We start from the raw sequence: 26,881 nt of genomic DNA on the forward strand, positions 1-26,881 counted from the left end.
GGTCGGCCCCGGGGAAGAGCGCGGGCGGAACCGCACGCCCATGACGAGCGCGGGCGATGGCCCCGAAGTCAGCCGATGGCATCGAAGCCGGGCGATGGTCTCGGTGTCATACGGCGATGGCATCGAAGTCGGGCGATGGTCTCGGTGTCATACGGCGATGGCATCGAAGTCGGGCGATGGTCTCGGTGTCATACGGCGATGGCCTCGAAGTCGGGCGACGGTCTCGCTGTCATACGGTGATGACCTCGATCCCCGCCTCCTCGAACCGCCCGATCGTCTCCGGCCCCGCCGCCACGTCCGTGACGAGCGTGCCCACCGACTCGGCCGCGCAGATACGGGCGAACGCGCGCTGTCCCAGCTTGCTGGAGTCGGCGGCGACGATCACGCGCTCGGCCCGCTCGCACAGGAGGCGGTTGATCGCGGCCTCCGCCTCGTCGTGGGCGGCGGCGCCGTGCGTGGCGTCGAACGCGACCACGCCGAGCACCGCGACATCCAGGGTGATCTGCCCGAGCACGCCGTCCGCGAGCGGCCCGATGAGCTCGTAGGACTGCGGCCGTGCGACCCCGCCGGTCACCACGATCTTGAACTGGGGACGCACGGCGAGTTCGTTCGCGATGTTCAGCGCGTTCGTGACGACGGTCAGGGCGGGGGAGCCCGAGGCCAGATCCGGGCGTACGGCCAGGGCGCGGGCCACCTCGGTCGTCGTGGTGCCGCCCGTCAGGCCCACCGCCTCGCCGGGCGCGATGAGGTCGGCCACCGCCTTCGCGATGCGCTGCTTCTCCGAGGCGTGGCGGGCGGTCTTGTAGCGCAGCGGCAGTTCGTAGGAGACGCCGTGCACGACCGCGCCGCCCCGGGTGCGCACGAGCATCTGCTGCTCGGCGAGCTGGTCGAAGTCGCGCCTGATCGTCGCCGCCGAGACCTCCAGCCGCGTCGCCGCTTCCTCGACATCCAGGCGGCCCCGCTCCACGAGCAGTTCCAGCAGCGCCTTCCAACGGGCGTCGCGCGACATCCGCACCCTCCAGTCCTCGATCTTCCGCGACCCTAGCGCACCCCACCTCCGCTCAGATGCTTGATTGTGCTCGAAACTTCGCTATATCTTGCAAGAACGAGCATTCGTGGGAGGGGTACGGCATGACGCATGTCGAGGACGAGCTGAGCAGCCAGCCCGAGTGCTGGGTCCGCGCCGCGCAGGAGGCGGCGGTGCACGGAGCCGCGCTGCCCGCGGCGGGGGAACGTGTCGCGATCGTGGGGTGCGGCACCTCGTTCTTCATGGCGCAGGCCGCGGCCGTACTGCGCGAACAGTCCGGGCAGGGTGAGACGGACGCCTTCGCCGCCTCGGAGTTCCCCGCCGGCCGCTCCTACGATCGCGTGGTCGCCCTGACCCGCTCCGGCACGACCACCGAAGTGCTCGAACTCCTCGGGCGACTGCGCGGACACACCCGTACGACCGCCGTCACCGCCGATCCGCACACGCCCGTGATGGAGTCCGCCGACGACGTCGTCGTGCTCGACTTCGCCGACGAGCGGTCCGTCGTGCAGACCCGCTTCGCGACCACCGCGCTCACCCTGCTCCGGGCCCACCTCGGACTGCACAGTGACGCCGTCGTCGCCGACGCGCGCACCGCGCTCGACACCCCGCTGCCCGAAGAGCTCGTCGGCTGCGCGCAGTTCACCTTCCTCGGCCGCGGGTGGAGCGTCGGCCTCGCCAACGAGGCCGGGCTCAAGATGCGGGAGGCGTCCCTCGCCTGGACCGAGGCCTACCCGGCGATGGAGTACCGGCACGGCCCCATCAGCATCACCACCCACGGCACGGCCACCTGGATGCTCGGCGAGGCACCCGAGGGGCTGGCCGAACAGGTCCGGCGGACCGGCGGACTGTGGGTGGACGGCGGCCTCGACCCGCTCGCCGAACTCGTCCGCGCCCAGCGCCTCGCCGTCGCCGTCGCCGCGGCACGCGGCCTGGACCCCGATCAGCCGCGCCACCTCACCCGCTCCGTGATCCTCGGCGACTGAACCGGCCCGACCACCCACGGAGAAGGAGGAGTTGTGCCCCTCGCAGCAACCGGTGAGCTGGTCGCCCGGGCCGCCCTGGCGCGGACCGCCGTCGCCGCGTTCAATGTCATCACCCTGGAGCACGTCGAGGCCGTCATCGCGGGGGCGGAGTCCGCCGGCGCGCCCGTCGTGCTCCAAGTCAGCGAGAACGTGGTCAAGTTCCGCTACGGCCGGCTGCTCCCGCTGGCCCGTGCCGCGACCGCCGCCGCCGAACGGGCCTCGGTGCCCGTCGCGTTGCACCTCGACCATGTCCAGAGCGACGACCTGCTCCGGCAGGCGCCGGGTGCCGGGTTCAGCTCCGTCATGTACGACGCGTCGCGCCTGCCGTACCAGGAGAACCTCGCCTCGACCCGCGCCGCAGCCGACTGGTCTCATGCCCAAGGTCTCTGGATCGAGGCCGAGTTGGGCGAGGTCGGCGGCAAGGACGGTGAACCGCCGCGGGACGCGCACGCGCCCGGCGCTCGCACCGACCCCAGCGAGGCCCGCGCCTTCGTGGCCGACTCCGGCGTGGACGCGCTGGCCGTGGCGATCGGCAGCTCGCACGCGATGACCACCCGGACCGCCGCCCTCGACCACGGCCTGCTCAAACGCCTGGCCGCGTCCGTCGGTGTCCCTCTCGTCCTGCACGGTTCCTCCGGGGTCCCGGACGACGAGCTCCGGGCGGCCGTCGAAGGCGGTATCGCCAAGGTCAACGTCGGCACCGCGCTGAACATCGCGATGACGGGCGCCATCCGGGAGTTCCTCGCGGCCCGCCCCGAAGCCGTGGACTCACGGAAATACCTCAGCGTGGGACGGGAGGCGATGGCACGAACGGTGGCGGGACTCATCGGCGTGCTCCAGGGGTGAGCGTCGACTCCGCTTCGTAGTCGCGGAGCCGACCCGGTAGCCGTGGAGCCGACCGGTCGCCCCTGGTCCGGCTCCCGCCCGGCGAACAGCCGGCCGGACCTCCGCCGCGGATGACGGGGACCGCTCCCGTCCGCGAAACCCGTGAACCTCCGCTTCGTCGCGGGCCGTTCGACGGCGTTGCTCCTCCTGCCGCACCGATCCGCCCTTCGCATACCTGCCTCTACAGCCTGATACACGGGCCAAAGCGGCCACACTGCCGGAGCCGGCTCCATCCGGAGCCGCTCCTGACGCATGTGCTTTTGCACCCACGGCAGTTCGAGTGGGTGACAAGGTGGCTAGGGTGAACAAGTATGAGAAGGCCGAAAGGGCACGGCAGGCTCGCGGGCGAGACATCGGCCCCCAAGCCACTCGGGCAGGCGTCCGTATGCCTCTTTGACGCGGAGAGCAGGGGTTGGCGGTGTTTTCGGGGCAGAGCCGGCGCTGGACCGGGCGCGGAACGGAGGAGGCCTTGAGCGGTCAACTTCTGGCCGGAACCAGCACATCGGTGCGCGGCTCGAACCCGTGCGCCCTGGCGAACATCGGGCTGTCCGCGACCGGTCCGCGAACCGGCGCGCATCGAGACGTGTGCCGCCGGTCGCCCCTGGGCCCGATGTGAACGGACTGATCTACTACCTGGCCGCGGCCATCCTCTGGATGGGACTCGCCGCCCAACTGCCCGACCTGCGTCGCCACTGGAGAGACCCGCTGAAGCGGTCCTTCTGCGCCGTCATCCTCCTGTCGGGGCTCTGCTTCGTACTCGGCGCGCCGCCCACCGTCGCCCTGGTCAACAGCGTCACGGGCATACCGAATGTGGCAGCGCCCCTGACGTACGGCGCGGTGACCGCCTTCGGCGCGGCGTCCCTCATCCTCATCGTGCACTGGCGGGGCAGCGACCCCGTCCGGGTCCGACGCACCTCCCGGGCATGGCTGTTCAGCTACCTGGGAGTGATCGCAGCCGAGGGCGTCCTGTTCACGCTGGGCGACGCGCCGGTCGAGCGCCGGGCCGACTTCGACACCTACTACGCCTCGACTCCGTTCATCCGAGAGATGATCGTGCTGTACCTGGTGGCGCACATGGTGGCAGCGGTGACGACGACCCTGCTGTGCTGGCGCTGGACACGGAAGGTCAAGCGCTGGACGCGTGGGTCGCTGGCCCTGCTCGTGGTGGGCTGGCTGTTCACCAGCGCCTACAGCGTCGTCAAGGCCGTCGCGCTGACCGCCCACTGGCTCGGGCACAGCTGGGACGGTCTGAGCACCAGCGTCGCACCGCTCGTGGCCGTCGGCTCCTGCCTCGCCTCGGCCGGCTACATCCTTCCCCTCATCGGTCCGCGCATCGATTCCGCCGTCACGTTCGTGCGCCTGCGTCCGCTGTTCTGTCTGCTGGCGGGGCCCAGCAGCCGTCGGCGCTGCGTCACGGCTCTGTCGTGGCGGACGATCGGCGACGTCGAACTGCAGCTCACCACGCGGGAAACGGCCATCCGGGACGGCCTCAAGCGACTGGCCGGACAACTCGACGACCAGGTGCGGCGCCGCGCCTACCGGGAGGCGCTCGCCGCCGGGTCCTGTGCGGCGGACGCCGAGGTGATCGGGCTGGCCGCGATGGTCGCCGTGGCCGCTCTCGCCGAGGCTCCGTCCCCCGTCGCGGATACCGGCACCATCGGCATCTCGGTCGGGGACGTCGACGTGGTGGTCTCCGTCAGCGCGTGCGTGCGACGTCCCGCCGCCGGTTCGCGGTCGTTGGACACGGGTCAGCCGTCATTGCTGAGTCTGTCCCGGGCGGTGCGGACCCCCATCGTGGACGCCGCGATCCAATCGAGGAGAACCACGGTGCGCCAGCTCTCCTGACCCGAGCCCGCGTTGACCTACGTATCGGCTCATCGGCCGGCCCGACCGACCGCCCTGTTCGGGACCCGTGACCGGAGCGAGGACCCTTGACCCGCGCCCGTTGCGCGGACGCCGTCATCCGGGTACGGGGCGCGGGCGTCGACCGTCACACGGGGGCGGGGCCCAGGGCGTCGAGGAAGCCGCTCTCCTCAGGGGTCAGCGGCGGCCCGGACAGGGGCTCCATGACGGGCCCTCTCAGAGTGGCGAGCAGCAGCTTGGGGTGTACGAGACGGCTCGCGTCGGCCTGGAGCGTGATGACCGAGCACATCGCCGCGGACACGGGGTAGGAGGTGGTCGCCACGCGTGCCATCCGGCCCATGTAGCGGCTGAGGAGCCGGTCGGTGAGCGTCGGAGCCTTGCCGATGACCTCCGGGAACCACTGGTCCTGGGAGGTGCTCAGGGTGTACGCGGCCGAGACGGACTTGGCGGCCGCCCGCTGGACCCCGCGGGCGAACCCCGGAGCGGTGACATCGTCCTGCTGCAACCGCCGGCTCAGAGCCAGGGCGCCCAGGGCCGCGACGGACATGCCCTGCCCGTAGACGGGGTTGTAGGTGGCGACGGCGTCACCCAGCACCACCAGGCCCTCGGGCATGGCCGCCTTCTCGAAGTCGCGGCGCCTGTTGCGGGTGCTGCGGCTGAGGGACACTTCGCCGAGCGGCTCGGCACCGGAGATGAGCTGCCCGATGAGGGCGTGGCGCAGGCCGAGCGCGAAGCGGGTGAACTCCTCGGGATCGGCGCTGGGTTCACCGCCGCGGGTACCCGCCAGGCTGACCAGCCAGCGGCCGCCCTCGATGGGCACCAGATTCCCGGAACGCCCCGGCCGGGAGCGGACGGGTTCCGCCTCGACCTGGGTCAGCGGGAAGTGCTCCGCGCCCGGCGGAACGCGGAAGACGCGGCTGGCGTAGACGAGACCCGAGTCGACCTCGTCGGTGGGTATGTCCGTCACGCCGAGCGACTCGAGCCAGTGCTCGACACGTGATCCCCGTCCGCTCGCGTCGACGACGAGATCGGCCCGCAGATCCTCCTCGGTGCCGTCGGCGAGGACGCGTACGCCGGTGACGCGCTGGGCCGTTCCCAGGAGGGACACCGCCTCGCCCCGGCGGACCGTGACCGAGGTGGTGCCGAGGACGGCCTCACGGACGGTCCAGTCGAGCAGGTCGCGGCTGCACAGGGTGAGCAGCAACTCGTCGACGACGGGCGGCCAGCGCCGGAACCAGCCCTGCGGGCCGAAGCCCAGGATGTCGGTGAGGGACTGTTCGTGAGCTCCCGAGGCGACCAGGCGCTCGCGTACGTCGACTCCGGGCAGCAGCTCCTGGATGGCGTCGCGGCCGCTGGGCAGGAGGACGTGAGCGTGCCGTGCCTGCGGAATCCGCCTGCGCGGCTGCGGCCCGTCGCGGAGCTCGTCGCGCTCCAGGACGGTCACCTCGTCCATGGACCGGGAAAGAGCCGCGGCGGCGAGCAAGCCGGCCACGCTCCCACCGATGACGACAGCACGGCGCGACATGGTTCCCCCAGTTGTCATGGACAGGCGCCCACACTCTACGTTCGTACACGTGGGCGCATACGGGAGATCAGAAAGTGTGCCGATGCTGTCTGCCGGCGACTACCAGGGGTGTCCACGAGCCACCGGACCTCCCCCGTGAGTCGGTCCGGCGAGCAGGCGGCAAAAGGGGTTTGCCCGCCGCCGGAAGGCACGCCGCCGGAGCTCGTGCCGCCGGACGTCACGGAACGGGGGTCGTCTCACTCCCGGGCTCGCTCCCGGCGTCGACCAGCCTCTCGAAGAAGAACTCGTGCTTGAGGAACGACACGTCGTACTCGTGCCCCGGATACGGCGGGATCAGCTGGGTCGCCTGGAACAGCCGCCAGCCGTCCCGCAGGGCGTGCACGCCCGAGGCGTACGGAGGCTCGTCGCTGTCGCCGGTCGTGGGGGAGGTGCGGCCGGTGCCGTCGTAGAGCGACCAGCCCACCACGTCCGCGTCCAGCGCCGAGGTGGCCAGATAGAGAACGAGAATCTGTTGACGGTCCGTCATGTCAGCTTCCCCTCGGGGCGGTTGGAGACCCGGGTCACCCAGTGGTCCAGGTCGAAGGAGTCGTCCCCGGTGAGCGCGCGCCACAGCAGGGCGCGGTTGTAGACCTCCAGGCGGCCGGTGGCGGGCTCGTACCAGGGGAACGGGGTGGCGAGTTCCTCGGCGACGCCCGGATCGGCGAGGTCCGAGGTGTCCCACAGTCGTCGCTGTCGCACCGCCGGGTTGAAGCGGATCTTGAACATGTAGCGCGCGGTGTCGCTGTCGTTGCGCCGCCCACCGTGCCACAGGCCATGGTGCAGAAACACCACGGTCCCTGCGGGGCAGACGAGCCGGCTCTGCCCGCGCAGGTTCTGGTAGCGGCCGGTGTCCGACTCGTTGGTGCGGCGCAGATGGCTGCCGGGAACGCTGAGGGTGCCGCCCATGTCGAGGGTGACGTCGTGCGGGTAGTACATCAGCTGGACGTCGAAGGCGTCGGTGCGCACATCGATGATCGCGTCACCGTGCAGCGGCTGGGCCTGCCCCTGGTGCGGCTCGCGGATGTGGACCGCGTGGTGGTCGACGGCGGGCCCGGGGCCGACCAGTCTCCGCAACGCACCAGCCACCAGCGGGAGTTCGATGAGGCGGCGGACGAACGAGCCCGCGGGGTAGGCCTCCGGGACAGGCGTGCCGTACGGCACGGCGGGCAGGCCCTCGCGGAGCACCTCCATGCCCTCGGCGTTCATGTCGGGCGGCACCACGGCGTCCAGCCGCAACGAGCCGTGAGCCACGAAGTACGCCATGCGCACCGAACTCAGAAGCCTGGCGTCGGTCATGGCCCCACCGTAGGAGCGGCGCCCGCCGCGGCGCGTTGGCCCCATTCACCATCACTGGTAATTTCTCACCATGCGTGAGACGCGCCTGCACCTCGGCGAGCCGCCGGAGGTGGCCGGCGCCGGAGTCGGCGTGCACGGGGTCGCGAGCGAGACGGACGTCTTCCGGCTGCCGGAACTGTGGCAGCTGCACCTCTACCAGTACGACGCCGAGCTGACCGTCGACGGCACGGCGCACCTGATCCGTCCCGGACGCGTCAGCCTCGTACCGCCCGGCACCACGGTCGTGGCCTACATCCGCCGCCGCAGACTGGAGCGCGCCCACCACCTGCTCCGCGCCTCGACCCTGTCCATCCCGGCCGTGGCGGCCTCGGTCGGCATCCCCGACCTGCAGGCCTTCAACAAGGCCTGCAGGCGAGAACTGGGCGCCCCGCCCCGCGTGCTGCGCGGGGCTACGGGCTGACGTCCTTCTTCACGGCCCGCAGAATCACGAACTTGGCGTCACCCGCGACCAGTTCGCTGTTGCCGAAGAGCCGGCGCAGCTTCAGGTGGTAGCCCAGGTGGCGATTGCCGATCACCCACAGCTCGCCGCCCGGCCGCAGCGCGCGCCGCGCGTCCGAGAACATCCGCCAGGCGGTCGTGTCCGTCGTCGCCTGGTGGGAGTGGAACGGCGGATTGTTCAGGACGAGGTCGACGCTCCCGGCGGGGACGCCCGCCAGTCCGTCGGCGACACGGAACTCGGCGACCCCGTCGGCGTTCGTCCGGTAGGTCGCCTCCGCCGAGGCCACCGCCTGGTACGACTCGTCGGCGAACAGCACCTCGGCGTCGGGATTGGCCAGCGCCATCGCCGTACCGACCACGCCGTTGCCGCAGCCCAGGTCCACGATCCGCTCGGCGCCCCGGCTGCTCGGCAGGTGCTGGAGGAAGAAGCGGGTGCCGATGTCGAGGCGGTCGGCGCAGAAGACGCCCGCGTGGTTGACGACCGTGCGGCCGGACACCACGCCGACGCCGTCAGGGAGCTCGTAGCTGTACGGCCAGGGGTTGGATCTCCGGGCGATCCCCTGGAGCGGGGTGCAGAAGATCAGCCGCGCCTTCTTCTCGGCCAGCGAGGTGCGGGTCGGACCGAGGATCCGCTCGAAGAGGTGCAGCGTCGAGGTATGGATCTCCTTGACCATCCCGGTGCCGACCACGACCGTGCCCTCGTGCACGCCGGGCGCCAGCCGGTGCAGCTGATCTTCGAGCAGGGCGAGGCTCTTCGGCACCCGCACGATCAGCACGTCGATCCGCCCGGGAGGCGGGTCCTGGGTCGTCAGGAGCCGGACCGCCGACTCCTCGACACCGGCCCGCGCCAGGTTCGCGCGGGTCGCCTCCTGCGCCAGCAGGGAGTCGGTGATCTGTGTCGGCCGCCGCGACGACAGCGCCGTGGCGAGCGCGCCCCACCGGTCGCCGACGATCACGACCGAACCCGTCAGGGAGATGTCGCTCTCCGCGAGGTGCTGCAGCAGATAGGTGTCGGCGGCGTCCCAGGCGCGCAGCCGCTCGCGAGGGTCCTCGGGAAAACGGGCGAGCTCGTAATCGCCCCAGGGTGTGGTCATACGGTCGTTCATCGTGGGTCCAGGCTATGCGACGCGGAGCGGCCCGGGTGCGCGAGGATGGGGGCATGTCGATGGACGCGGAGCTGTTCCCCCGCGGCCGGACGGAGATCGCGCCCGGCGCGGTGCACCTCCCGGACTGGCTGGACGCGGACCGTCAGCGGCGGCTTCTGGAGGCCTGCCGGGTCTGGGCCCGCCCGCCGGCGGGCCTGCGCACGGTCCGCACCTCCGGCGGCGGCACGATGACGTCCCGGCAGGTCTGTCTGGGCTGGCACTGGTACCCGTACGGCTACGCCCGCACGGTGGTCGACGGCGACGGTTCCCCGGTGAAGCCCTTCCCCGATCTGCTCGGCGACCTGGCCCGGGAGGCGGTCGCGGACACCCTCGGCGCCGACGCCCTCGGCACGGACGACCCCGCCACGTACGACATCGCACTGATCAACTTCTACGACGCCGAAGCCCGCATGGGCATGCACCGCGACAGCGACGAATCGTCCGACGCCCCGGTGGTGTCGTTGAGCCTGGGCGACACCTGCGTCTTCCGCTTCGGGAACACGGAGTCCCGGACACGGCCGTACACCGACGTCGAGCTGCGCAGCGGCGATCTCTTCGTGTTCGGCGGCGTGTCACGGCTCGCGTATCACGGGGTACCGAGGGTGTACGGGGGCACGGCGCCCCCGGAGTTGGGACTGGCCGGGCGGCTGAACGTCACGCTCCGGGCCGGCGGCTTCTAGGACCTGTCGGGTCGGGGCGCCTCGGGCCGCAGCGCCCGGGTGCGATCCGACAGCCAGGTCCCGAGCCCGCGTGTCTCCTCGCCGGGGCCGCCGGGACCGGACGGGCCCCGCGGGAGCGGATCATGGGAGACTCGCCCTCATGAACGGCAAGGCGGGCCCCCGGACGGCGGGGGATGGGAACACGCGGACACGGCTCGACCGGGGGCGCGGAGCGCTCGGACCGGCGCTGGAGCTCGTGCACACCGGGCGCGCGCCGACACGTGCCGTGCTCACCGCCGAGCTGGGAGTCACCCGCGCGACCGCGGGCGCGGTGGCCGCCGAGCTGGAGGCGCTGGGACTGATCCGGGTCGACGCCCGGCCCGGTGCCGCCGCCGGTTCCCAAGGACGCCCCTCGCACCGGCTGGAGGTCGCCGAGGACGGGCCCGTCGCGCTGGCCGCGCAGGTGCACGCCGACGGGTTCCGCGCCGCGCTGGTCGGCCTCGGCGGCCGGATCGTCGCGACCGCGCCCGGCTGCGAGACCGTCGACGCCGATCCGGCCAAGGTCCTCGGCTCCGTCGTCGACGCCGGCGCCGAACTGCTCCGCGCGACCGGGCGCCGCTGTGTGGGCGCCGGGCTCGCCGTCCCCTCCGCGGTCGCCGAACCCGAGGGGCTGGCCCTCAACCCCCTGCACCTGGCCTGGCCCGCGGGCGCCCCCGTCGAGCAGATTTTCGCCGAGCGGGTGCGCGCGGCCGGTATCGAGGGGCCCGCGTTCGCCGGCAACGACGTCAACCTCGCCGCCCTCGCCGAGCACCGGCACGGAGCGGGCCGGGGCGCCCGCGACCTGCTCTGCGTGGCCACCGGACACCGTGGCGTCGGCGGCGCGCTGGTGCTCGACGGGCGCCTGCACACGGGCAGTTCCGGGCTCGCCCTCGAAGTCGGCCACCTCACCGTCAATCCCGAGGGCCGCCCCTGCTACTGCGGCAGCCGGGGCTGTCTCGACGTCGAGGCGGACCCGCTGGCCTTCCTCACCGCGGCCGGCCGCGCCCCGGGCCCCGAGATGTCGCTGCTCCAGCAGGCCAACGAGCTGATCCGCGACGAGTACGCCGATCCGTCCGTCCGTACGGCCATCGAGGCGCTGATCGACCGCCTCGGCCTCGGCCTCGCCGGCCTCGTCAACATCCTCAATCCGGACCGCATCATCCTCGGCGGACTGCACCGCGCCCTGCTGGACGCCGACCCGGACCGGCTGCGTGCCGTGGTCGCCGACCGCAGCCTGTGGGGACGGAGCGGCGGGGTGCCGATCCTCGCGTGCACCCTGGACCACAACAGCCTGGTCGGGGCTGCCGAGTTGGCGTGGCAGCCGGTGCTGGACGATCCGTTGACGGCGCTGCCCGTCTGACGCTCATGGGCGCCAGGCGACGGCGAAGGCACGCCCGGCGTTCTCGGTCAGGATGCGGTTCACCAGGTCCGTGCCCAGGGCGAGTTCGAGCCTCGGGCGGACCCGGCGCAGCAGATACGGCATCCCCGGGCCGCCGTTGACCGAGCGCGCCGCCGCGGTCGTCGTGTCGCCGCCGAGGAGCAGCCGGTGGCCGAAACCGGCGTCGGCGAGGGCGCGTACGGCGTCGGGCATGCGCCAGTCGGTGGCGTGGTGGGCGCGGGAGGGGCCGTCGAAGGCGAGGAAGGCGCCCGTCGCGGCGGCCTCGCGCTGCACCACGAGGTCCGGCGAACGATTGAGGTGCCCCAGAATCACCCGGTGGGGCGGCACGCCCAACTCGCCGCACAGCAGGTCGAGTACGTCGAGAGCGCCGGTGCCCAGCTCCAGGTGTACGGCGATCGGCGCTCCGGTGGCGTGATGAGCCTCCGCCGCGGCGGTCATCGTCCAGCGAGCGTGCGCGTCCAGGGCGTGGAAGCCGCCCGCGACCTTCATGAGCCCGGCCCGGACCCCGGACGTTCCGATGCCCGAGGTGAGCTCGGCGACGAGGACGTCGGCCAGCCTTCCGCGCAGCCGGTTCAGCAACTCCGTTGTGTAGTGCGCCGCTTGGTGCAGTCCGGTCGCCGCGACGACGTGGACGCCGGTGTCGCGGGAGATCAGCGGCAGATCCGCGGCCCGCCTGCCCAGACCGTACGGCGTCCACTGGACCACGCCGGCGCCGCCCTGCGCGCGGAACGCGGCGAGTTCGGCCCGTGCGGCGGACGCGGCGCGCAGTTCCTCGCCCGGCAGCAGGGGACTGCCGAAGAAGAGATGGTCGTGCGCGTCGCACACCCCGAGCTGCTCGGGGAGCACGTCGCCCAGGACCGTACGGACCGCGGCGGCCGGGCTCACCACTGCCGGCCCCGCGGCAGCCGGTCGCGTTCCGGCTGCGACAGGTGCAGCACCTGGAAGACCTCACCCGACGCCTTGGGGGAGTCGTGGTCCCAGAGCGAGACGTGCACGACCTCCCAGTGCCGGGGATCCACGGCGGCGGCCGCGCCCACGGCCCCGTCCATCGCGGCGAGCCGCCCGGCCTCGCGCACAGCGTCCTCCATCGCCTCGGACAGTTCCACGCCCTCGGCGACGGGCCGGCGCCGACGGACCGCGACCCTGGCCTGCGATCCCGCGGCGCCGCCCTCCTCGTACGCGAGTCCGGTCCAGTGCTGCACGACGGGGCGCCCGAAGTCGTTCACCAGACCCTGGAAGGCCCCGCCCCAGAGAAAGGAGTTCATGCCCCCGGTGGTGTTCCACAGGTAGAACGGCGCGTACTGGTTGACCGGAGAGCCGTCCACCCCGCGCTCGCGGATCAGATACGCCTTGAACCCGAGGCCGTCCCACGTGTCCAGCAGATGGCCGACGCGGGAGACCCGGTCGCGGATCACGGTCATGTCGTAGTCGGCGGGAAGCGTGAGCTCGTACTGCATGGCGTGCATCGGAAGGTCCTTCCTAGAGCTTCCTGGGTCATGCTCGGAATGCCGTGTCCGGGCCCTGCCGGTCGTCCAACGCGGTGAGGCGGACAACGCGGGGAGGCGGACGCACGCCCGGGGGGGGGCTTCGGCGCGGCGGTGTCAGCGGGCGGGCGCCAGCAGGGCGAGCAGTCCCCGAACTCCCGTGTCGAAGGCGGCCGGTGAACCGGAGGCGCGCGCCAGGACATAGCCGCCCTGGACGGTGGCGAGGATCGTCGCCGCGATCTCCGTGCCGTCGAGCGTGGCCGCGAACTGCCCCTGTTCCTTGCCCTCTTCGACGATGGCGGCCAGCCGCCCGCGCAGCCAGTCCAGGGTCTCGTCGACCGGTGCGCGCAGCTCGTCGCTCGCGATCACGTCCGGGTCCATCGTGAGCCGCCCGACGGGGCAGCCGCGCAGGACGTCGCGTTCGCGGCGCAGATAGGCCTCGATCCGCTCGTACGGCGATCCGGGCGAGCCGAGGACGGCCTCGGCGGTGGCCCGCATCTCCTCGGCGGTGCGGCGGATCGCGGCGAGCGCCAGGTCGGGCTTGCCCCGGAAGTGGTGGTACATGCTGCCCTGCCCCGCGCCCGCGTGCTCCAGGATCGCTTTGGGGCTGGTGCCCACGTACCCGCGCTCCCACAGCAGCTCGCGCGTGGACTCGATCAGTCGGTCCGGAGTGCTCATGCACTCACTGTACATACCAGTAGGTACAGAGGGCGAGGTCTGTCCCGGTCGTCCGCGTCCGGGACGCGCGGCGAGCGTGCCGGCCGCCGCGCCACCTGGGGGGAGGGAACCCCGCACGAAGCAGCCCGAGGCCCCCGGCGTACTCCCCGGGGGGTACGCGGACTGCCGCTGGCCGTACGACGACTCGGACCCCCTGCCTGGGCGAGTCTCGAAGCATCGCAAGGAGATCCCGCGGAAACGCGCGATTCCCACCCGCGATCCCCACCGAGGAGATGACTCGAGATGCAGACCCTGGCGAACTGGGACGGCGGCCCCGGCCCGTGGATCCTGTTCCTTCCCTTGATCTGGGCGGCCGTCGTGATCGGCGTCGTGACCGTGCTGCGGCGCACCGCCTGGCGCGGGCGCCGTGCCCCGTGGCGTGCGACGGGCGGATTCGGCCCCGGCGGCTCCCTCCCGGCCGGCGACTCACCGATCGCCGTGCTCGGCCGCCGTTTCGCCTCCGGAGAGATCGACGAGGACGAGTACTGGCGCCGGCTCTCCGTCCTCGACGAGCAGTTCGGGCGCACGGGCAAGGGCGGTGCGGCATGACGGCCTCCACCGCCGGCCGGGACGCGGCACGCGTCACCGACGCCGTGAAGGTCTACGGCGGCGGCGACACCGCCGTGAGGGCCCTGGACGGGGTGAGCGTCGGCTTTCCGGCCGGTCGCTTCACCGCGATCATGGGGCCCTCGGGCTCCGGCAAGTCCACCCTGATGCACTGCGCGGCCGGCCTGGACACGCTCACCTCGGGGGCCGCGTACATCGGCGACACCGAGCTCGGCACCCTCGACGACCGCCGTCTGACCCTATTGCGCCGCGACCGGATCGGCTTCGTCTTCCAGGCGTTCAACCTGATTCCGACGCTCACCGTCGCCGAGAACATCGCCCTGCCCATGGACCTCGCCGGAACCAAGGGCTCCCGTGACTGGACCGACGCCCTCGTCGACGTCGTCGGCCTGCGCGACCGGCTCCATCACCGCCCCAGCGAACTCTCCGGCGGACAGCAGCAACGCGTCGCCGTGGCAAGGGCGTTCGCCGGACAGCCCGACGTCGTCTTCGCCGACGAACCCACCGGCAACCTCGACTCCCGCTCCGGTGAGGAGGTCCTGAACCTGCTCGGCCGGGCGGTGCGCCGGATGGACCGGACGGTCGTCATGGTCACGCACGACCCGGTCGCCGCCGCGCACGCCGACGAAGTGGTCTTCCTCGCCGACGGCCGCCTCGTGGACCGGATGGAGAACCCGACGGCCGACAAGGTCCTCGACCGCATGAAGGCCTTCGACAGCAAGGGGGCACCGGTATGAACGCCGCCCTGCGCCTCAGTGCCTCGTCGCTGCGCTCCCACAAGCGCCGCTTCGCGGGCACGTTCTTCGCCGTGCTCCTCGGCGTCGCCTTCCTGGCCGGCACCCTGGTCATGGGCGACACCCTGCGCGCCGGCTTCGACACGATGTTCGGCAACGCGACGAAGGGCACCGACGCAGTCGTCCGCAGCGCCGACACCATCACCACGCTGGGGGAGAGCCAGGGTGTACGCGCGCCCGTCGACACCGATCTGGTGAACTCGATCGAGCGGACCCCCGGTGTCGCGGCCGCCGCGCCGGACATCCAGGGCGCCGGCCAGCTCATCGGCTCCGACGGCAAGCCCATCGGCGGCCAGGGTCCGCCCACCCTCGCGGGCAACTGGATCGACGACCCGAAGCTCAACGCGTACCGGCTCGCCGAAGGCCGCGCCCCGTCGAAGTCCGGCGAGGTCGTGGTCAACAGGGGCGCCGCCGAGAAGGGCGACCTGAAGATCGGCGACACGACGGTCCTGCGCACGCCCGACCCCGTCCAGGTGACGATCGTGGGCCTAGCGACCTTCGGCGGCGAGGACGGCATGGCCCAGGTGACCTTCACCGGGATGACGCAGGCCGACGCGGAGAAATACCTGACCGCGAAGCCCGGCGAGGCCGCGAGCATCCGCGTGCGCGCGGGTCCGGGAGTCGGTCAGGACGAGCTCGTCTCCGATCTGACTCCCGTGCTTCCCAAGGGAGTCGAGGCCATTTCCGGGCAGGAGTCCGCGCAGGAGAACACCGACATGATCTCCAGCCAGTTCCTCACCGTCTTCACCACGCTCCTGCTCGTCTTCTCCGGCATCGCGCTCCTCGTCGCGACCTTCTCCATCCACAACACCTTCGCGATCGTCGTCGCCCAACGCACCCGCGAGAACGCGCTGTTGCGCGCCCTGGGCGCCTCGCGCCGACAGGTCACCGTGTCGACCCTGGCCGAGGCGAGCGTCGTCGCCGTCACCGCCTCGGCCGCGGGACTCCTCGGCGGCATCGGTATCGCGGCCGGACTCCAGGCACTGTTCCCGGCCATCGGGTTCCCGTTCCCCGAGGGCGACTTGGTGATCAGCGCTCTGTCCATGGTGCTGCCGCTCGGCGTCGGCGTCGTGGTCTGCCTCGGTTCTGCGTTGCTGCCCGCCGCCCGGGCCGGGCGCACCGCGCCGCTCGCCGCGCTGCGCGAGACGGCGGTCGACGGCTCCGGTGCCTCCCGCGGACGCGCGGCCGTCGGCGGGGGACTGGCCGCCCTGGCGGTGGGCGTCACCCTGACGGGCGTCCTGTTGACGCCGTCGCTGTGGCTCGCCGGACTCGGCGCCGTGCTGGCCCTCGCCGCCTTCGTGGTCCTCGGTCCGGTCGCGTCCTCGACCGCCGTACGGGTCCTCGGCGCACCTCTCGACAAGCTGCGCGGGGTCACCGGCGGGCTCGCCCGGCGCAACGCGCTGCGCAGCCCCAAGCGGACCGCCGCCACCGCCGGCGCCCTCATGATCGGCGTCGCCGTCGTCTCGCTGTTCACGGTCTTCGGCGCCTCGCTCAAGGCCACCATGGACCAGACGGTCTCCCGCTCCTTCGCGGGTGACATCGCCGTCAGCACACCGTCGTTCGGCGCGGGCGGCAGCGGACTCAGCCCGGGGCTGGCCCCGGCCATCGCGGGTCAGCCGACGGTCGAGCACGCCGTCGGGCTGGGCAAGGGCGTCGCCGAAGTCAACGGAAAGGGCCGCGCGTTGACGGTCACCGACCCGGTCACGCTCGGCAAGGTCTTCGACCTTGGCGACGTACACGGTTCGCTGAACGACCTCGGCCCCGACGGCATCGCCATCACCCGCACGGAAGCCGACAAGCAGCACCTGGTCACCGGTGACACGGCCCGGCTCGCCTTCACCGACGGGCAGAAGGCCGACTTCACCGTCCGTGCCGTCTACGGCCGCTCGGAACTGGCGGGCGACTACGTCATCACCCGTGCCGCCTGGGCCCCGCACCGCACCCAGGACTCCGACACGCTCGTCGCCGTCTCGTTCAAGGACGGCGTGAGCACGGCGGAGGGCAAGGCCGCGGTGGAGAAGGTCGCCGAGCGGTACGGCAACCCCGAGGTGCAGACCCGGGACGAGTACGCGCAGTCCTCGGCGGGCGGCATCGACATGATGCTGACCCTGGTCTACGCCCTGCTCGCCCTCGCGGTGCTGATCGCACTGCTCGGCATCGCCAACACCCTCACGCTCGCGATCCACGAGCGCACACGGGAACTCGGTCTGCTGCGGGCCGTCGGACAGACCCGGGCGCAGCTGCGCGCCATGGTCCGCTGGGAGTCGGTCCTCGTCGCCGCGTTCGGCACGGCGGGCGGACTCGCCCTCGGTGCCTTCCTCGGCTGGGTGCTCGTCGAGGCCTCCGACGGAGCGTCGGACAGCGACTTCGCCTTCGCGATACCGCCGCTGCGGCTCGTGGTGGTGGCGCTGGTGGGCCTCGCTGCCGGCGCCCTCGCGGGACTGCGCCCGGCACGGCGGGCGGCGCGCCTGGACGTGCTGCGCGCCATCGCCACCGAGTGAGCCACCCGCGGCCGTACGACGCCCGCGAACGAGCGGCGTACGAGGCGGGGGTCACCGCCCGGTCAGCCGGCAACGGCTGACCGGGCGGGAGCGTGTTCCGGCCTGCGTACGTCGACGGGGTGCCTGAGAGTGGCCTCGCAGGCGATCTCGTACGGCGAACGGAGGGCGGCCGTCACCACGGGCGACGACGCCGGAAGCGTGAACCACACGACCTTGCCCGACTCGCCGTCGGGCTGTACGCCCCAGCTCTCGCTGACCGCCGCGACCATGGCGAGGCCGCGTCCGCAGGTGGAACCGGGGTCCGCCTCCCGTACTACGGGAAGCCGGGGGTCGTGGTCGTGTACCGAGACCGTGAGCCGGTCGAGCAGCAGCTCGATCTTCACGGTGCACTGCTTGTCCGGCTGGGCGTGCCGGTGAACGTTGGTCAGCAGCTCGGTGACTCCGAGTGCGGCCCGGTCTATCAAGGGGTCCAGATGCCAGTAGCGCAACTGCGCAGAGACGATTCTGCGGACCTGGCCGATCCGCGACGGCAGGGCTTGGAGCTCCACCGTGCAATGCCTGCTTGGCTGGCTGATCACGGCTGCGACTCCCCGAATTGAGGTCCGGAAGAAGACGGAGATCGGATCCAGCAGAGTGGCTGAGTGGAACGGCCGCCTGCTGTGGTGGCCGGCGGGCTGGTTCGCAGCGTTATCGCCGGTAAACCCAGAGTGATGTGACATCAGAGTGACGCAGGGGGCGCGGTCCTGCAACTCGCGGCGCTCCACGAGAGGTAGCGGGCGCGGAGTGCACCTCAGCCGTTGCGTCCCGCCGCCCTGCGGACCGCCTCGATGAAGCGGCGTGCCGAGGGTGGGCCCGGCCTGCCGGGCGCCGGATCGTGCTCGCCGAGCGTCAGGGAGTAGCGCGTGCCGTTGACGTCCGCCAACGCCCGGTCCTCGTGCGCGAACCAGGGCTTCGACGCGCGCACCGCCTGCACCGGCGCGCTGTCGATCTCGCTGCCGTAGCTGGTGAGCAGTTCCAGCCTGCCGTCGCTGATCCGGACCTGTCCGGCCCGGGTGAGCGAGCGCAGCCTCTTCCCGATCCGCACGCCTGTGGCTGTGAACTCCGGCTCCGCCATGGTGCCCCGCCCCCTTGTGCGCTCCGGCCGTGCCTTGACGTGACCCAGTGTGCATCTCCGCCGGGGGCGACCGCCCCGTGCGGTGCAGTCTGCCCGCGGGCGGCGTCGAGCACCAGTGCGCATGACGAGGTGGTGGAGGCGGCGGGAGCAAAGGCCGGGATGCGCCCCCTCTCCTCGGGCTCCCCTCCGTTCCCCCAGGGGTGCCTTTGGGCTGCTCAAAGGTGTGTTTATGCAGGTGAGAAGCGTGTGGAAGGTGTTTATGATCGAGGCGTCCGGCCAGCTGAAGCGGTGTCGGCACCATGCGTTAGGAGCCTTCCCGTGAGCACTCCCCGGCAGTCCCGGACCGGCGAGACCCTCGATGTCGACCACAGCGACGCGGCGCACCGGAGCTGGCTCAAAGAAGCCGTCCGCAAGGTCCAGGCCGATGCCAACCGCTCGGCCGACACCCATCTGCTCCGCTTCCCGCTGCCCGAGGAGTGGGGCATCGACCTGTACCTGAAGGACGAGTCGACCCACCCCACCGGCAGCCTCAAGCACCGCCTCGCCCGCTCCCTCTTCCTGTACGGCCTGTGCAATGGCTGGATCCGGCCGGGCCGCCCGGTGATCGAGGCGTCCAGCGGTTCGACCGCCGTGTCCGAGGCCTATTTCGCGGGGCTCATCGGCGTGCCTTTCATCGCGGTCATGCCCCGCACCACGAGCGCCGAGAAATGCCGCTTGATCGAATTCCACGGCGGGCAGTGCCATTTCGTGGACGACGCGCGAAAGATCTACGAGGAGTCCGCCGCCCTCGCGGTCGAGACCGGCGGCCATTACATGGATCAATTCACCTATGCGGAACGGGCCACGGACTGGCGCGGAAACAACAACATCGCCGAATCCATCTTCCGCCAGCTGGCGTTGGAGCGATTCCCGGAGCCCGCCTGGATCGTCACCACGGCAGGCACCGGCGGCACGTCGGCGACCCTCGCGCGCTACGTCCACTACATGCAGGCGGACACCCGTATCTGTGTCGCCGACCCGGAGAACTCCTGCTTCTTCGAGGGCTGGACCACCGGCGATCCGGACGTCACCTGCGACAGCGGCTCACGCATCGAGGGCATCGGCAGACCGCGCATGGAGCCGAGCTTCGTCCCCGGGGCCATCGACCGCATGATGAAGGTGCCGGACGCGGCGAGTGTCGCGGCCGTACGCGCCCTGGAGCAGTCCATCGGCCGCAAGGCGGGCGGCTCGACCGGCACCGGCCTGTGGAGTGCCCTGAAGATCGTCGCCGAAATGGTGGCCGAGGGGCGCAAGGGAAGTGTGGTGACGCTGCTGTGCGACCCCGGGGACCGCTATCTCGACAAGTACTACTCGGACGCGTGGCTGGCCGAACAAGGCCTGGACATCGCGCCGTACACCGCGGCGATCACCTCCCTGCTGGATACGGGCGTCTGGCCGGCCTGACCCGACCCCGGCGTCCGGGCACGCCTTTGGGCCGGGCTGGCCAACACCCGCCCGGGAAAGCGCAGTTGGTCGCTGGTCGCTGGTCGCTGGTCGCCGTACCGGGGCTGGGCCGGATGCCGGACGCCTGACCCTGGGTGGGGTCGGGCCGGAACTCAGGATCGGGTCAGGCAGGAAGCCGGACGCGTCACGCCGATGCGGTGCGCCGGGGATTCAGGCCGGTGCCGGCGTCAGTCGCCGGTCCAGTGCCGTGACCGCGCCGCGGAAGGCGCGGCCCAGGCCTCCCCGCCCCACGGTGAGAGCCGCCCTGAAGAGGGCCGTTCCGTCGGCGGCGAAGGTCCACTGAACGTGGGTCCCCTTGCCCGAGGGCGTCAGCCGCCACTCCTCCACCAGGGCGCGTATCCCCGGCGCGTTCGTGACATCGACCCGGTACGCGTACACCTCGGGCGCCTCCGCGACGAGGACGGTCTCCTCGAAGCGTGTCCCTCCGCGGAGCCGCACCTCGCGCCCGGTGCCGTCCGCGGTGGGCCGGGCGAGCGTCACGGCCGAGAACCACTCGCTCCAGCCGGACACGTCCTCGGCGAGCGCGGAGAACACCGCCTCGGGAGGGGCGGTCACCTCCCGGGCGAACACCAGACGCACCGGAGCCGTCTCGACGAAGTCGGGTCCCACCGGACGCAGGCGACGTGCCATGAGCGAACCCCCTTGCGGGAACCGGGTCCTGGCTCCCGCGTGTGTACGAAGCGCCCGTGACGGACCCGCCCGGCCGCCTCGCGGAACCGACCCCGGTCGGCGGCCGACGACCTGGTCGCACCCGCGCCACGGACGGCGCCGGCTGTGTCACCGGCGGCGCGGGCAGCGTCACCCTAGCTGGCGGACCGTCAGATGTCTGTATCGTCCTCGGGTTCACCGGCCACCACCAGGCGCCGCAGGTGCTCCGCGATCTCCGCGCGGGCCTCGGCGGGCATCCCGCCATCGGTCACCAGCGTGTCGACCTGCTCCAGCGCGGCGAACGAACTGAGGCCCACCGTGCCCCACTTGGTGTGGTCGGCGACGACGACGACACGGCGCGCGGACTGCACGAGCCGCCGGTTGGTCTCCGCCTCCGCGAGGTTCGGCGTCGACAGCCCCGCCTCGGCCGATATGCCGTGGACACCGAGGAAGAGGACATCGAAGTGCAGTGCCGCGATGGCCTGATCGGCCACCGGGCCGACCAGGGAGTCGGACGGTGTGCGTACCCCACCCGTCAGGACGACGGTCGCGGCGCCCGGACGCTGACCGGAGGTGCGCTGCGCCGAGTGGAACACGTCCGCCACGCGTACCGAGTTGGTGACCACGGTCAGGTCCGGGACGTCCAGGAGCTGATGGGCCAGCGCGTACGTCGTGGTCCCCCCGGAGAGGGCGATCGCCGAGCCCGGCGCGACCAACTCGGCGGCGGCCCGCGCGATGTCCTCCTTGGCGGTCAGCTCCAGGCCCGACTTGGCCTCGAAACCCGGTTCGTGCGTGCTCGCCTCGACCACCGGCACCGCGCCGCCGTGCACCTTCTCGACGACACCCTGGCGGGCCAGCGCGTCGAGGTCGCGGCGGACCGTCATGTCGGAGACGCCGAGTCTTCGCGTCAGTTCGTTCACGCGGACACCGCCGCGGCGGCGCACCTCGTCGAGGATCAGAGCGCGCCGCTGCTCCGCGAGGAGGTTCTGATTCTCACTCACGACCGCTCCGGTCCTTTCGCCGCTGCCTGCCCGACTCCGCCCGAACCCGCTCCCACGTGGACATTCTCCTTGCCCGAGGTCTGGAGGACGACCCATCCTCGCACGGGACACCGACAGTCGCGCCACTGCCCGCACGCCCAAGGCGTCCCTTCCGTGCCGCCACTTTCACACGTATCGGGGAGATTCCGTTGGTTCGGGTGTGCGCGGTGCCCGGAGCGCGCGATCCTTGTGCCTGCACATGACACATGCGACCGGCGTGGCACGGGGGAAGTGCGGAACAGTGGAACGTGCACGAGAACATGCGATCGACGGGGAGCCCGTCAGCCCCGTACAGCGGTCCGAAGCGGCCGGAACCGCCCTGGAACTCCTGGTCCACGGGGTCGGCGGCACCACGCCGGAGGACATGCTGGACGATCCGCGGACGGTCCGGATCACCGGCGACGCGACGGCGGCCGTCTTCCGGCGCGCCGAGGACGTCGACGCCGAGGAGCGCCCCGGCGACCACCACCGCGGCGGTCCGGTGCGCGAGGCTTACGTATGGTGCAACCTCACCTCAGGCAACGGCGCCCGCGCCTTGTGGCTCCTGTTACTGCCCTTCATGGTGGTCAACCTCGCGCACTGGATGCGCCCGGCCTCGCTCGGCCGCGGGCGGGCCGTGCGCCTGTACGGGCTGCTCGTCCGCCTCGCCGGACTCACCCTCACGGTGCTGCTGGTCGCCGCCGCCTGCGAGGTCGCCCTCGACCTGGCCGCCTGGCAGTGTGCGGGCACCCGCACATGCGTGCGCAACCACTCCTGGCTCGGCTTCCTCTCCCCGGACCGGCCCGACGCGGGCTGGTGGAGCCAGCCGGGCCGCCGTCTCGCCCTGGCCTGCCTGGTGCCCGCGGCGCTCACCGCCCTCCTCTGGTACCTGTCGCACCGCACCTGGAGCGCGTACGAGTCGCAGCAGCCGATGTCCCGCGCCGCCGAGCCCGACGAGGAGACCGACGGCACCGGACTGAGCCGCCCCGGCTTCTGGTACGGGCGCCGCCTGGTGGCCCGGCTGCGCGCCGCGCACACCGCCGCGGGCTTCCTGACCGTCGCCGCGGCCGTCGGCTCCTCGGCGGCCCGCTACGACCGCAGGCCCGGTGGGCCCGCCGTACTGGAAGTCCTGGGCGGCCTCCTGAACGCAACCCTCGTGGTGGGCGGGGCCGTTGTGCTGTGGGTGGTCTGCCGTCGCGGCCGCACCGAGAACCGGATCGACCACGCACGCGACCGGACGCTCGTACGCCGACTGGCGCTGGGCTCGGTCGTCCTGCTCGTCCTCGCCCTGGTGTACGCCGGCTGGTCACGACCGGAGTGGCACTCGTCGGGGCGCCTGCCCGGCGACGCCACGTTCGGCGGCCTCGCCCTCGCACAGGGCCTGATCGTGATCGCGCTCGGCGTGGTCGCCCGCATCCTGTACCGCGCGAACCCCCGGGTCCCGGGCTCCCGCGGAACCGCGACCGGCACCGGCGACACCCGCACCGCGATGCGCGGCTTCGCGGGACCCGCCGTCGCCATGCTCGCCTGCGCGCTCGGCGGCGTGATGTCCGGAGGAGTGTCCCAGCGGGTCGCCGACTGGCTCGACGGCACCCGCCACTCGATTCCCGGCCCGCCCGTCCTGCTGACCTGGCAGGCCTCCGCGATCCCGCCGCTGCTCGTCGTCCTGCTCGCCCTCATCGGCTGGCTCGCCCGGCGCACCTGGCAACTGCGCCGCGGCGAGACGACCGCCGTCGAACGCGACTACCCGAGCGAGCCCAAGGACATCGCCCGCACCCGCCGCATCGCGAGCACCCGCGCGATGGCCGCCCTCACCGACCGGGCGCCGCTCATGGTCGGCGTCGTCTCCTCCGTGACACTGCTGCTCGGGGCCGGCGCCCTGGCCGGGGCCTTCGCCACCGGGGACGCCCCGAGCGAGGCGGCGCGTGGGACGTACGGCGTCGTCCAGGGCGCGGCCGAGACCGCTCAGGCACTCGGCTCCTGGCTGATCGGCCTCGGCTTCATCCTGTTCGTCACCTGGGGCCGCCGCGCCTACAAGGATCCGGCCGCCCGCCGCACCATCGGCATCCTCTGGGACGTCGGTACCTTCTGGCCGCGCGCGGCCCACCCCTTCGCGCCGCCCTGCTACGCCGAGCGCGCCGTGCCCGACCTCACCTGGCGCATGGCCACCTGGATCCGCGCCACCGGCGGACGGCTCGTGCTCTCCGGACACTCCCAGGGCAGTGTGCTGGCGGCCGCCGCGGCCTGGCAGCTCAAGCCCGCGGTCCGCAGGAGAATCGCGCTGCTCACCTACGGCTCACCGCTGGAGCGTCTGTACGGACGGTGGTTCCCGGCCCATTTCGGCCCCGCCGCCCTGGCCTCACTGCACCGAGAGGTCGCCTGCTGGCGCAATCTGTACCGTCCGACCGATCCCATCGGCGGACCCGTCCGGCTGCCCGGCGACTGCGGCCCCGAAGTCGACCACGAACCCTTGAAGGACCCGCTCGCCTACGGCCGCACCGAGCGGCAGCCGCTGCCCGCGCCCGTCCTCGGCCACTCCGACTACCAAGCGGACCCGGCCTTCGCCGACGAGCGGGAACTGCTGCTGGCCCGCTTGCTGCCCGAGGTGCCGGGCCAGCGTCCCCGGAAGGACGCTCACGGCAGCTCCGGCAGGTCCTCCGAGTAGAGCAGGGTCAGGTCGTCGGTGCTCGGCTCGTCCAGCTGGGCGACCCGGCCCGCGTGCCGCTCCACCATCGCCTCGAACGTCTGCCGCGCCGTGCGTCCGTTGCCGAACGCGGCCCCCTTCGGAATCGCCGTGAAGTACTTCAGGAGCGCCTCGGCCGCGCCAGGGCCCAGGCGGTACTCGTGCTCCTCGGCCTGCTGCTCCACGATCCGCAACAGCTCGTCGGGGAGGTAGTCGTTGAAGGTGATGGTCCGTGAGAAACGCGATGCCACACCGGGGTTGACCGACAGGAACCGCTCCATCTCGGCGGTGTACCCCGCGACGATCACCACGACCGCCTCCCGGTGGTCCTCCATCAGCTTCACCAGCGTGTCGATGGCCTCGCGCCCGAAGTCGCGGCCCGAGTCCTCCGGCGACAGCGCGTACGCCTCGTCGATGAACAGCACGCCGCCGCGCGCCCGGTCGAACGCCTCCTGCGTACGGATCGCGGTCGACCCGATGTGCTCACCGACCAGGTCCACCCGGGACACCTCGACCAGATGCCCCTTCTCCAGCACGCCCAGCGAGGCCAGGATCTCGCCGTACAGCCGGGCGACGGTCGTCTTGCCGGTGCCGGGGGAGCCGGTGAAGACGAGATGGCGCCGGGCGGACGCCGCCTTGAGGCCCGCCTGCTGCCTGCGGCGGCCCACCTCGATCATGTCGGTGAGGGCCCGCACCTCGCGTTTGACGTTCTCCAGGCCCACCAGTGTGTCGAGTTCACCGAGGACGATCTTGGATCCGCGGGCCGGCTGCGCGGGCTCCACGCCGGCGACGAGCGGTTCCCGTTCGGTGCTGCGCTGACCGGGGATCGCCCCCAGCAGACTCGCGGACGAAGCCGACGTCTCGACCGCCGTCTCGTGCGCCGGGGTGCGCAGTCCGGTGCTCTCGTCGCTCGCGCAGTCCTCGACGACGGGACCTCCGCCGGGCGCCGCGCCTCCGTCGGCGAACTCGTAACCCCCGCGCGCGCACCGCTCGGTACGGCACTTGCGCAAGGTCGCCCGGCAGCCGTCGATCACATGGAAGCCGTAGCCTCCGCTGTCCGCCACCCGGCAGTTCAGGAAGCTGCCCCGGCCGTCGGCGGACACGTAGAAGCCGGCTTCGGCGGGCGAGGTGACCGTGCAGCGCTCGATCGTCGGATCGGCGCCCTTGGTGACGATCACTCCGGTCTGTGTGCCGTCGACGATGCAGCCGGACAGGTTGCCGCCGCTGCCGTGGTCACGGAACCAGGCACCCGTCGCGGCGTCGCGGATGCGGCAGTCGTCGAGCTGCGCGGTGGCGCCGTCGCTCACCGACACCGCGGTGTTGCGCACCTGCGAGATGTCGCAGTCGACGACATCGGCGCGCGAGCCCCGGTCCAGGACGAACAGCGCGTCCGGTACGTCGTGCACCCGGCAGGAGTCCAGCACCGCGGTCGCGCCGTCGCTCACCCACACCGCGGGGTAGTCGCCCGTGCTGTCGAAGATCTCGCACTGGTTGGCGTCCACGCGGGTGCCCGGGTCCCAGACCGAAAGGCCGTTGCGCCCGAACTGGCGCACGCTGGTACGTGTCAGTGTCAGCACCGAACGCGAGCGCAGATCGACCGCGTTCTCCGGGATGTCGTGGATGCGGCAGTCGGCGAGCGTGAGCACCGCGTCCGTGTCGAGGGTGACGCCGTCGGCGGTCGTCCGGTGGACATCGCAGTCGGTGAGATGAGCCGTGGCCCGGCCGGTGATCTGCACCCCGGAACCCTTGACCTCGTACACCTCGCAACCCACCGCCTCCAGCGACGAGTTCTCGCCGGTCGCCGACAGGCCCGCACCGGAAGTGTGGTGCACCCGGCAGCGCTCGAAGCGCGGATGCGCGCCCCCGCGGACCACGACGCCCGACTGACCGGCCGCGACGACCTCGCACTCCTCGAACACCCCGCCGCCGCCGTCCAGTACGGCGATGCCGACGCCCGCGGGGTTGTCGACCGTGCAGCGGCGCACGGTCGGGCGGGCGCCACCGCGCACCTCGATCCCGGCGGCGGACCGCGTGACGATCCGCACGTCCAGCAGTTCCGGTGTGCCGTCCTCGACGAGCAGCGCGGGCGCGGCGGAGTCCTGGCCCTCCACATGCAGGTCCTGGACCACCGCGGAGGCGCGCACGGTCAGCGGCACGCCGTCGACCGGCGCGATGCGCACGGAACCGGGGGAGCCCTCGGGGCCGCGCAGCGTCACCGCCCGCTCCAGCACCAGGTTCTCCCGGTAGGTGCCGGGAGCGACGGTCAGGACGTCACCGTCGGCCGCGGCCTCCAGAGCGGCGGCCAGCGATGCGTACTCACCCGTGCGGCGCCGCCACCGCGAGGTTCCGGTGTGCGTCACCTGGACCGTGCCCTGTGCCATGGCGCTGTCGTGCCCCCACCTCGTCGTACGCGGGTCCTGCGAGGTCGTGCTGATGCCCCGTCGGTCGGGT

The 26,881-nt window shown here is 72.1% G+C and carries 24 protein-coding genes; 11 read left to right on the forward strand and 13 right to left on the reverse strand.

Features of this window, described 5'->3' with window-relative positions; translation table 11 throughout:
- Positions 1 to 229 precede the first annotated feature (229 nt).
- A complete protein-coding gene (locus tag ACFWBT_RS03035) occupies positions 230 to 1,009 on the reverse strand; it encodes a DeoR/GlpR family DNA-binding transcription regulator (RefSeq protein WP_385695096.1) in 780 nt (259 codons plus the stop codon).
- Between the two features lie 122 nt (positions 1,010 to 1,131).
- On the opposite strand from ACFWBT_RS03035, the gene ACFWBT_RS03040 reads away from it, so the two are divergent.
- The 3 genes from ACFWBT_RS03040 to ACFWBT_RS03050 all read left to right on the forward strand — a co-directional run bounded on the left by ACFWBT_RS03040 (position 1,132) and on the right by ACFWBT_RS03050 (position 4,782).
- Complete coding sequence (locus ACFWBT_RS03040) at positions 1,132 to 2,013, forward strand: SIS domain-containing protein (RefSeq protein WP_385695098.1); 882 nt, start codon at positions 1,132 to 1,134, stop codon at positions 2,011 to 2,013.
- 33 nt (positions 2,014 to 2,046) lie between these two features.
- Positions 2,047 to 2,898 carry a ketose-bisphosphate aldolase gene (locus ACFWBT_RS03045; RefSeq protein WP_385695100.1) on the forward strand — a complete coding sequence of 284 codons (852 nt, stop codon included), beginning with the start codon at positions 2,047 to 2,049 and terminating at the stop codon, positions 2,896 to 2,898.
- 651 nt (positions 2,899 to 3,549) lie between these two features.
- On the forward strand, positions 3,550 to 4,782 hold the full coding sequence (locus tag ACFWBT_RS03050) for an MAB_1171c family putative transporter (protein ID WP_385695102.1): 1,233 nt from the start codon (positions 3,550 to 3,552) through the stop codon (positions 4,780 to 4,782).
- Positions 4,783 to 4,927: 145 nt separating this feature from the next.
- Here the strand turns inward: ACFWBT_RS03050 and ACFWBT_RS03055 are convergent, their stop codons facing one another.
- From ACFWBT_RS03055 to ACFWBT_RS03065, 3 genes are all read right to left on the reverse strand, one after another.
- Positions 4,928 to 6,325 carry an FAD-dependent oxidoreductase gene (locus ACFWBT_RS03055; protein WP_385695103.1) on the reverse strand — a complete coding sequence of 466 codons (1,398 nt, stop codon included), beginning with the start codon at positions 6,323 to 6,325 and terminating at the stop codon, positions 4,928 to 4,930.
- Positions 6,326 to 6,542: 217 nt separating this feature from the next.
- On the reverse strand, positions 6,543 to 6,851 hold the full coding sequence (locus ACFWBT_RS03060; protein ID WP_385695106.1) for a hypothetical protein: 309 nt from the start codon (positions 6,849 to 6,851) through the stop codon (positions 6,543 to 6,545).
- Entirely contained in the window at positions 6,848 to 7,660 is an 813-nt protein-coding gene (locus ACFWBT_RS03065; RefSeq protein ID WP_385695108.1) for a phytanoyl-CoA dioxygenase family protein, read from the reverse strand. The genes ACFWBT_RS03060 and ACFWBT_RS03065 overlap by 4 nt, the downstream gene beginning before the upstream one ends.
- A 70-nt stretch (positions 7,661 to 7,730) precedes the next feature.
- Here ACFWBT_RS03065 and ACFWBT_RS03070 point away from each other — a divergent pair, with 70 nt between their 5' ends.
- A complete protein-coding gene (locus tag ACFWBT_RS03070; RefSeq protein ID WP_385695111.1) occupies positions 7,731 to 8,120 on the forward strand; it encodes a helix-turn-helix transcriptional regulator in 390 nt (129 codons plus the stop codon).
- On the opposite strand, the gene ACFWBT_RS03075 is transcribed toward ACFWBT_RS03070, so the two are convergent.
- Positions 8,110 to 9,252, reverse strand: coding sequence for a methyltransferase (locus ACFWBT_RS03075; RefSeq protein WP_385695112.1), 1,143 nt, complete (start codon positions 9,250 to 9,252; stop codon positions 8,110 to 8,112). The two genes, ACFWBT_RS03070 and ACFWBT_RS03075, sit on opposite strands and share 11 nt — an antisense overlap.
- 71 nt (positions 9,253 to 9,323) lie before the next feature.
- Here ACFWBT_RS03075 and ACFWBT_RS03080 point away from each other — a divergent pair, with 71 nt between their 5' ends.
- Positions 9,324 to 9,983: an alpha-ketoglutarate-dependent dioxygenase AlkB family protein gene (locus ACFWBT_RS03080; protein ID WP_385695191.1), complete on the forward strand. Its 660-nt coding sequence runs from the start codon at positions 9,324 to 9,326 to the stop codon at positions 9,981 to 9,983.
- 139 nt (positions 9,984 to 10,122) lie between these two features.
- On the forward strand, positions 10,123 to 11,361 hold the full coding sequence (locus tag ACFWBT_RS03085) for an ROK family protein (protein ID WP_385695114.1): 1,239 nt from the start codon (positions 10,123 to 10,125) through the stop codon (positions 11,359 to 11,361).
- Between the two features lie 3 nt (positions 11,362 to 11,364).
- Here the strand turns inward: ACFWBT_RS03085 and ACFWBT_RS03090 are convergent, their stop codons facing one another.
- The 3 genes from ACFWBT_RS03090 to ACFWBT_RS03100 all read right to left on the reverse strand — a co-directional run bounded on the left by ACFWBT_RS03090 (position 11,365) and on the right by ACFWBT_RS03100 (position 13,562).
- On the reverse strand, positions 11,365 to 12,285 hold the full coding sequence (locus ACFWBT_RS03090; RefSeq protein WP_385695194.1) for a phosphotriesterase: 921 nt from the start codon (positions 12,283 to 12,285) through the stop codon (positions 11,365 to 11,367).
- Entirely contained in the window at positions 12,282 to 12,866 is a 585-nt protein-coding gene (locus ACFWBT_RS03095; protein WP_385695116.1) for a DUF4865 family protein, read from the reverse strand. The genes ACFWBT_RS03090 and ACFWBT_RS03095 overlap by 4 nt, the downstream gene beginning before the upstream one ends.
- Positions 12,867 to 13,001: 135 nt before the next feature.
- Positions 13,002 to 13,562, reverse strand: a complete 561-nt coding sequence (locus ACFWBT_RS03100; protein ID WP_385695119.1) for a TetR/AcrR family transcriptional regulator — start codon at positions 13,560 to 13,562, stop codon at positions 13,002 to 13,004.
- 282 nt (positions 13,563 to 13,844) lie between these two features.
- On the opposite strand from ACFWBT_RS03100, the gene ACFWBT_RS03105 reads away from it, so the two are divergent.
- From ACFWBT_RS03105 to ACFWBT_RS03115, 3 genes are read left to right on the forward strand one after another with little or no spacing between them, the layout of a single operon-like run.
- Positions 13,845 to 14,150 (forward strand): SHOCT domain-containing protein, encoded by a 306-nt coding sequence (locus tag ACFWBT_RS03105; RefSeq protein ID WP_385695121.1) that lies wholly within the window; start codon positions 13,845 to 13,847, stop codon positions 14,148 to 14,150.
- Entirely contained in the window at positions 14,147 to 14,905 is a 759-nt protein-coding gene (locus ACFWBT_RS03110; RefSeq protein ID WP_385695123.1) for an ABC transporter ATP-binding protein, read from the forward strand. Before ACFWBT_RS03105 ends, ACFWBT_RS03110 begins: the two co-directional genes overlap by 4 nt.
- Positions 14,902 to 17,463 carry an ABC transporter permease gene (locus ACFWBT_RS03115; protein ID WP_385695125.1) on the forward strand — a complete coding sequence of 854 codons (2,562 nt, stop codon included), beginning with the start codon at positions 14,902 to 14,904 and terminating at the stop codon, positions 17,461 to 17,463. Before ACFWBT_RS03110 ends, ACFWBT_RS03115 begins: the two co-directional genes overlap by 4 nt.
- Positions 17,464 to 17,525: 62 nt before the next feature.
- Here the strand turns inward: ACFWBT_RS03115 and ACFWBT_RS03120 are convergent, their stop codons facing one another.
- Together ACFWBT_RS03120 and ACFWBT_RS03125 are read right to left on the reverse strand one after the other, a co-directional pair.
- A complete protein-coding gene (locus tag ACFWBT_RS03120) occupies positions 17,526 to 18,041 on the reverse strand; it encodes an ATP-binding protein (protein WP_385695128.1) in 516 nt (171 codons plus the stop codon).
- Positions 18,042 to 18,253: 212 nt separating this feature from the next.
- Positions 18,254 to 18,577: a hypothetical protein gene (locus tag ACFWBT_RS03125; RefSeq protein WP_266755738.1), complete on the reverse strand. Its 324-nt coding sequence runs from the start codon at positions 18,575 to 18,577 to the stop codon at positions 18,254 to 18,256.
- A gap of 318 nt (positions 18,578 to 18,895) precedes the next feature.
- Between ACFWBT_RS03125 and ACFWBT_RS03130 the strand changes: the two genes are divergently transcribed.
- Entirely contained in the window at positions 18,896 to 20,020 is a 1,125-nt protein-coding gene (locus ACFWBT_RS03130) for a PLP-dependent cysteine synthase family protein (protein ID WP_385695129.1), read from the forward strand.
- Between the two features lie 210 nt (positions 20,021 to 20,230).
- On the opposite strand, the gene ACFWBT_RS03135 is transcribed toward ACFWBT_RS03130, so the two are convergent.
- Both ACFWBT_RS03135 and ACFWBT_RS03140 read right to left on the reverse strand, forming a co-directional pair.
- Positions 20,231 to 20,710 (reverse strand): SRPBCC family protein, encoded by a 480-nt coding sequence (locus ACFWBT_RS03135; protein WP_385695130.1) that lies wholly within the window; start codon positions 20,708 to 20,710, stop codon positions 20,231 to 20,233.
- A 188-nt stretch (positions 20,711 to 20,898) separates the two neighbouring features.
- Positions 20,899 to 21,729 carry a DeoR/GlpR family DNA-binding transcription regulator gene (locus tag ACFWBT_RS03140; RefSeq protein WP_356463604.1) on the reverse strand — a complete coding sequence of 277 codons (831 nt, stop codon included), beginning with the start codon at positions 21,727 to 21,729 and terminating at the stop codon, positions 20,899 to 20,901.
- Positions 21,730 to 22,009: 280 nt separating this feature from the next.
- On the opposite strand from ACFWBT_RS03140, the gene ACFWBT_RS03145 reads away from it, so the two are divergent.
- Entirely contained in the window at positions 22,010 to 24,412 is a 2,403-nt protein-coding gene (locus tag ACFWBT_RS03145; protein WP_385695132.1) for a hypothetical protein, read from the forward strand.
- Here ACFWBT_RS03145 and ACFWBT_RS03150 read toward each other — a convergent pair.
- A complete protein-coding gene (locus ACFWBT_RS03150) occupies positions 24,382 to 26,811 on the reverse strand; it encodes a right-handed parallel beta-helix repeat-containing protein (RefSeq protein ID WP_385695133.1) in 2,430 nt (809 codons plus the stop codon). The two genes, ACFWBT_RS03145 and ACFWBT_RS03150, sit on opposite strands and share 31 nt — an antisense overlap.
- Positions 26,812 to 26,881 lie beyond the last annotated feature (70 nt).

This window comes from Streptomyces sp. NPDC060027 (assembly GCF_042737005.1).
GTDB lineage: Bacteria > Actinomycetota > Actinomycetes > Streptomycetales > Streptomycetaceae > Streptomyces.

What these genes read in the sequence shown, in the direction of transcription:
- ACFWBT_RS03035 (WP_385695096.1), bottom strand. Translation starts at nt 1,009, where the DNA reads ATGTCGCGCGACGCCCGTTGGAAGGCGCTGCTGGAACTGCTCGTGGAG.
- ACFWBT_RS03040 (WP_385695098.1), top strand. Translation starts at nt 1,132, where the DNA reads ATGACGCATGTCGAGGACGAGCTGAGCAGCCAGCCCGAGTGCTGGGTC.
- ACFWBT_RS03055 (WP_385695103.1), bottom strand. Translation starts at nt 6,325, where the DNA reads ATGTCGCGCCGTGCTGTCGTCATCGGTGGGAGCGTGGCCGGCTTGCTC.
- ACFWBT_RS03060 (WP_385695106.1), bottom strand. Translation starts at nt 6,851, where the DNA reads ATGACGGACCGTCAACAGATTCTCGTTCTCTATCTGGCCACCTCGGCG.
- ACFWBT_RS03065 (WP_385695108.1), bottom strand. Translation starts at nt 7,660, where the DNA reads ATGACCGACGCCAGGCTTCTGAGTTCGGTGCGCATGGCGTACTTCGTG.
- ACFWBT_RS03070 (WP_385695111.1), top strand. Translation starts at nt 7,731, where the DNA reads ATGCGTGAGACGCGCCTGCACCTCGGCGAGCCGCCGGAGGTGGCCGGC.
- ACFWBT_RS03075 (WP_385695112.1), bottom strand. Translation starts at nt 9,252, where the DNA reads ATGACCACACCCTGGGGCGATTACGAGCTCGCCCGTTTTCCCGAGGAC.
- ACFWBT_RS03080 (WP_385695191.1), top strand. Translation starts at nt 9,324, where the DNA reads ATGGACGCGGAGCTGTTCCCCCGCGGCCGGACGGAGATCGCGCCCGGC.
- ACFWBT_RS03085 (WP_385695114.1), top strand. Translation starts at nt 10,123, where the DNA reads ATGAACGGCAAGGCGGGCCCCCGGACGGCGGGGGATGGGAACACGCGG.
- ACFWBT_RS03095 (WP_385695116.1), bottom strand. Translation starts at nt 12,866, where the DNA reads ATGCACGCCATGCAGTACGAGCTCACGCTTCCCGCCGACTACGACATG.
- ACFWBT_RS03100 (WP_385695119.1), bottom strand. Translation starts at nt 13,562, where the DNA reads ATGAGCACTCCGGACCGACTGATCGAGTCCACGCGCGAGCTGCTGTGG.
- ACFWBT_RS03105 (WP_385695121.1), top strand. Translation starts at nt 13,845, where the DNA reads ATGCAGACCCTGGCGAACTGGGACGGCGGCCCCGGCCCGTGGATCCTG.
- ACFWBT_RS03110 (WP_385695123.1), top strand. Translation starts at nt 14,147, where the DNA reads ATGACGGCCTCCACCGCCGGCCGGGACGCGGCACGCGTCACCGACGCC.
- ACFWBT_RS03115 (WP_385695125.1), top strand. Translation starts at nt 14,902, where the DNA reads ATGAACGCCGCCCTGCGCCTCAGTGCCTCGTCGCTGCGCTCCCACAAG.
- ACFWBT_RS03125 (WP_266755738.1), bottom strand. Translation starts at nt 18,577, where the DNA reads ATGGCGGAGCCGGAGTTCACAGCCACAGGCGTGCGGATCGGGAAGAGG.
- ACFWBT_RS03135 (WP_385695130.1), bottom strand. Translation starts at nt 20,710, where the DNA reads ATGGCACGTCGCCTGCGTCCGGTGGGACCCGACTTCGTCGAGACGGCT.
- ACFWBT_RS03150 (WP_385695133.1), bottom strand. Translation starts at nt 26,811, where the DNA reads ATGGCACAGGGCACGGTCCAGGTGACGCACACCGGAACCTCGCGGTGG.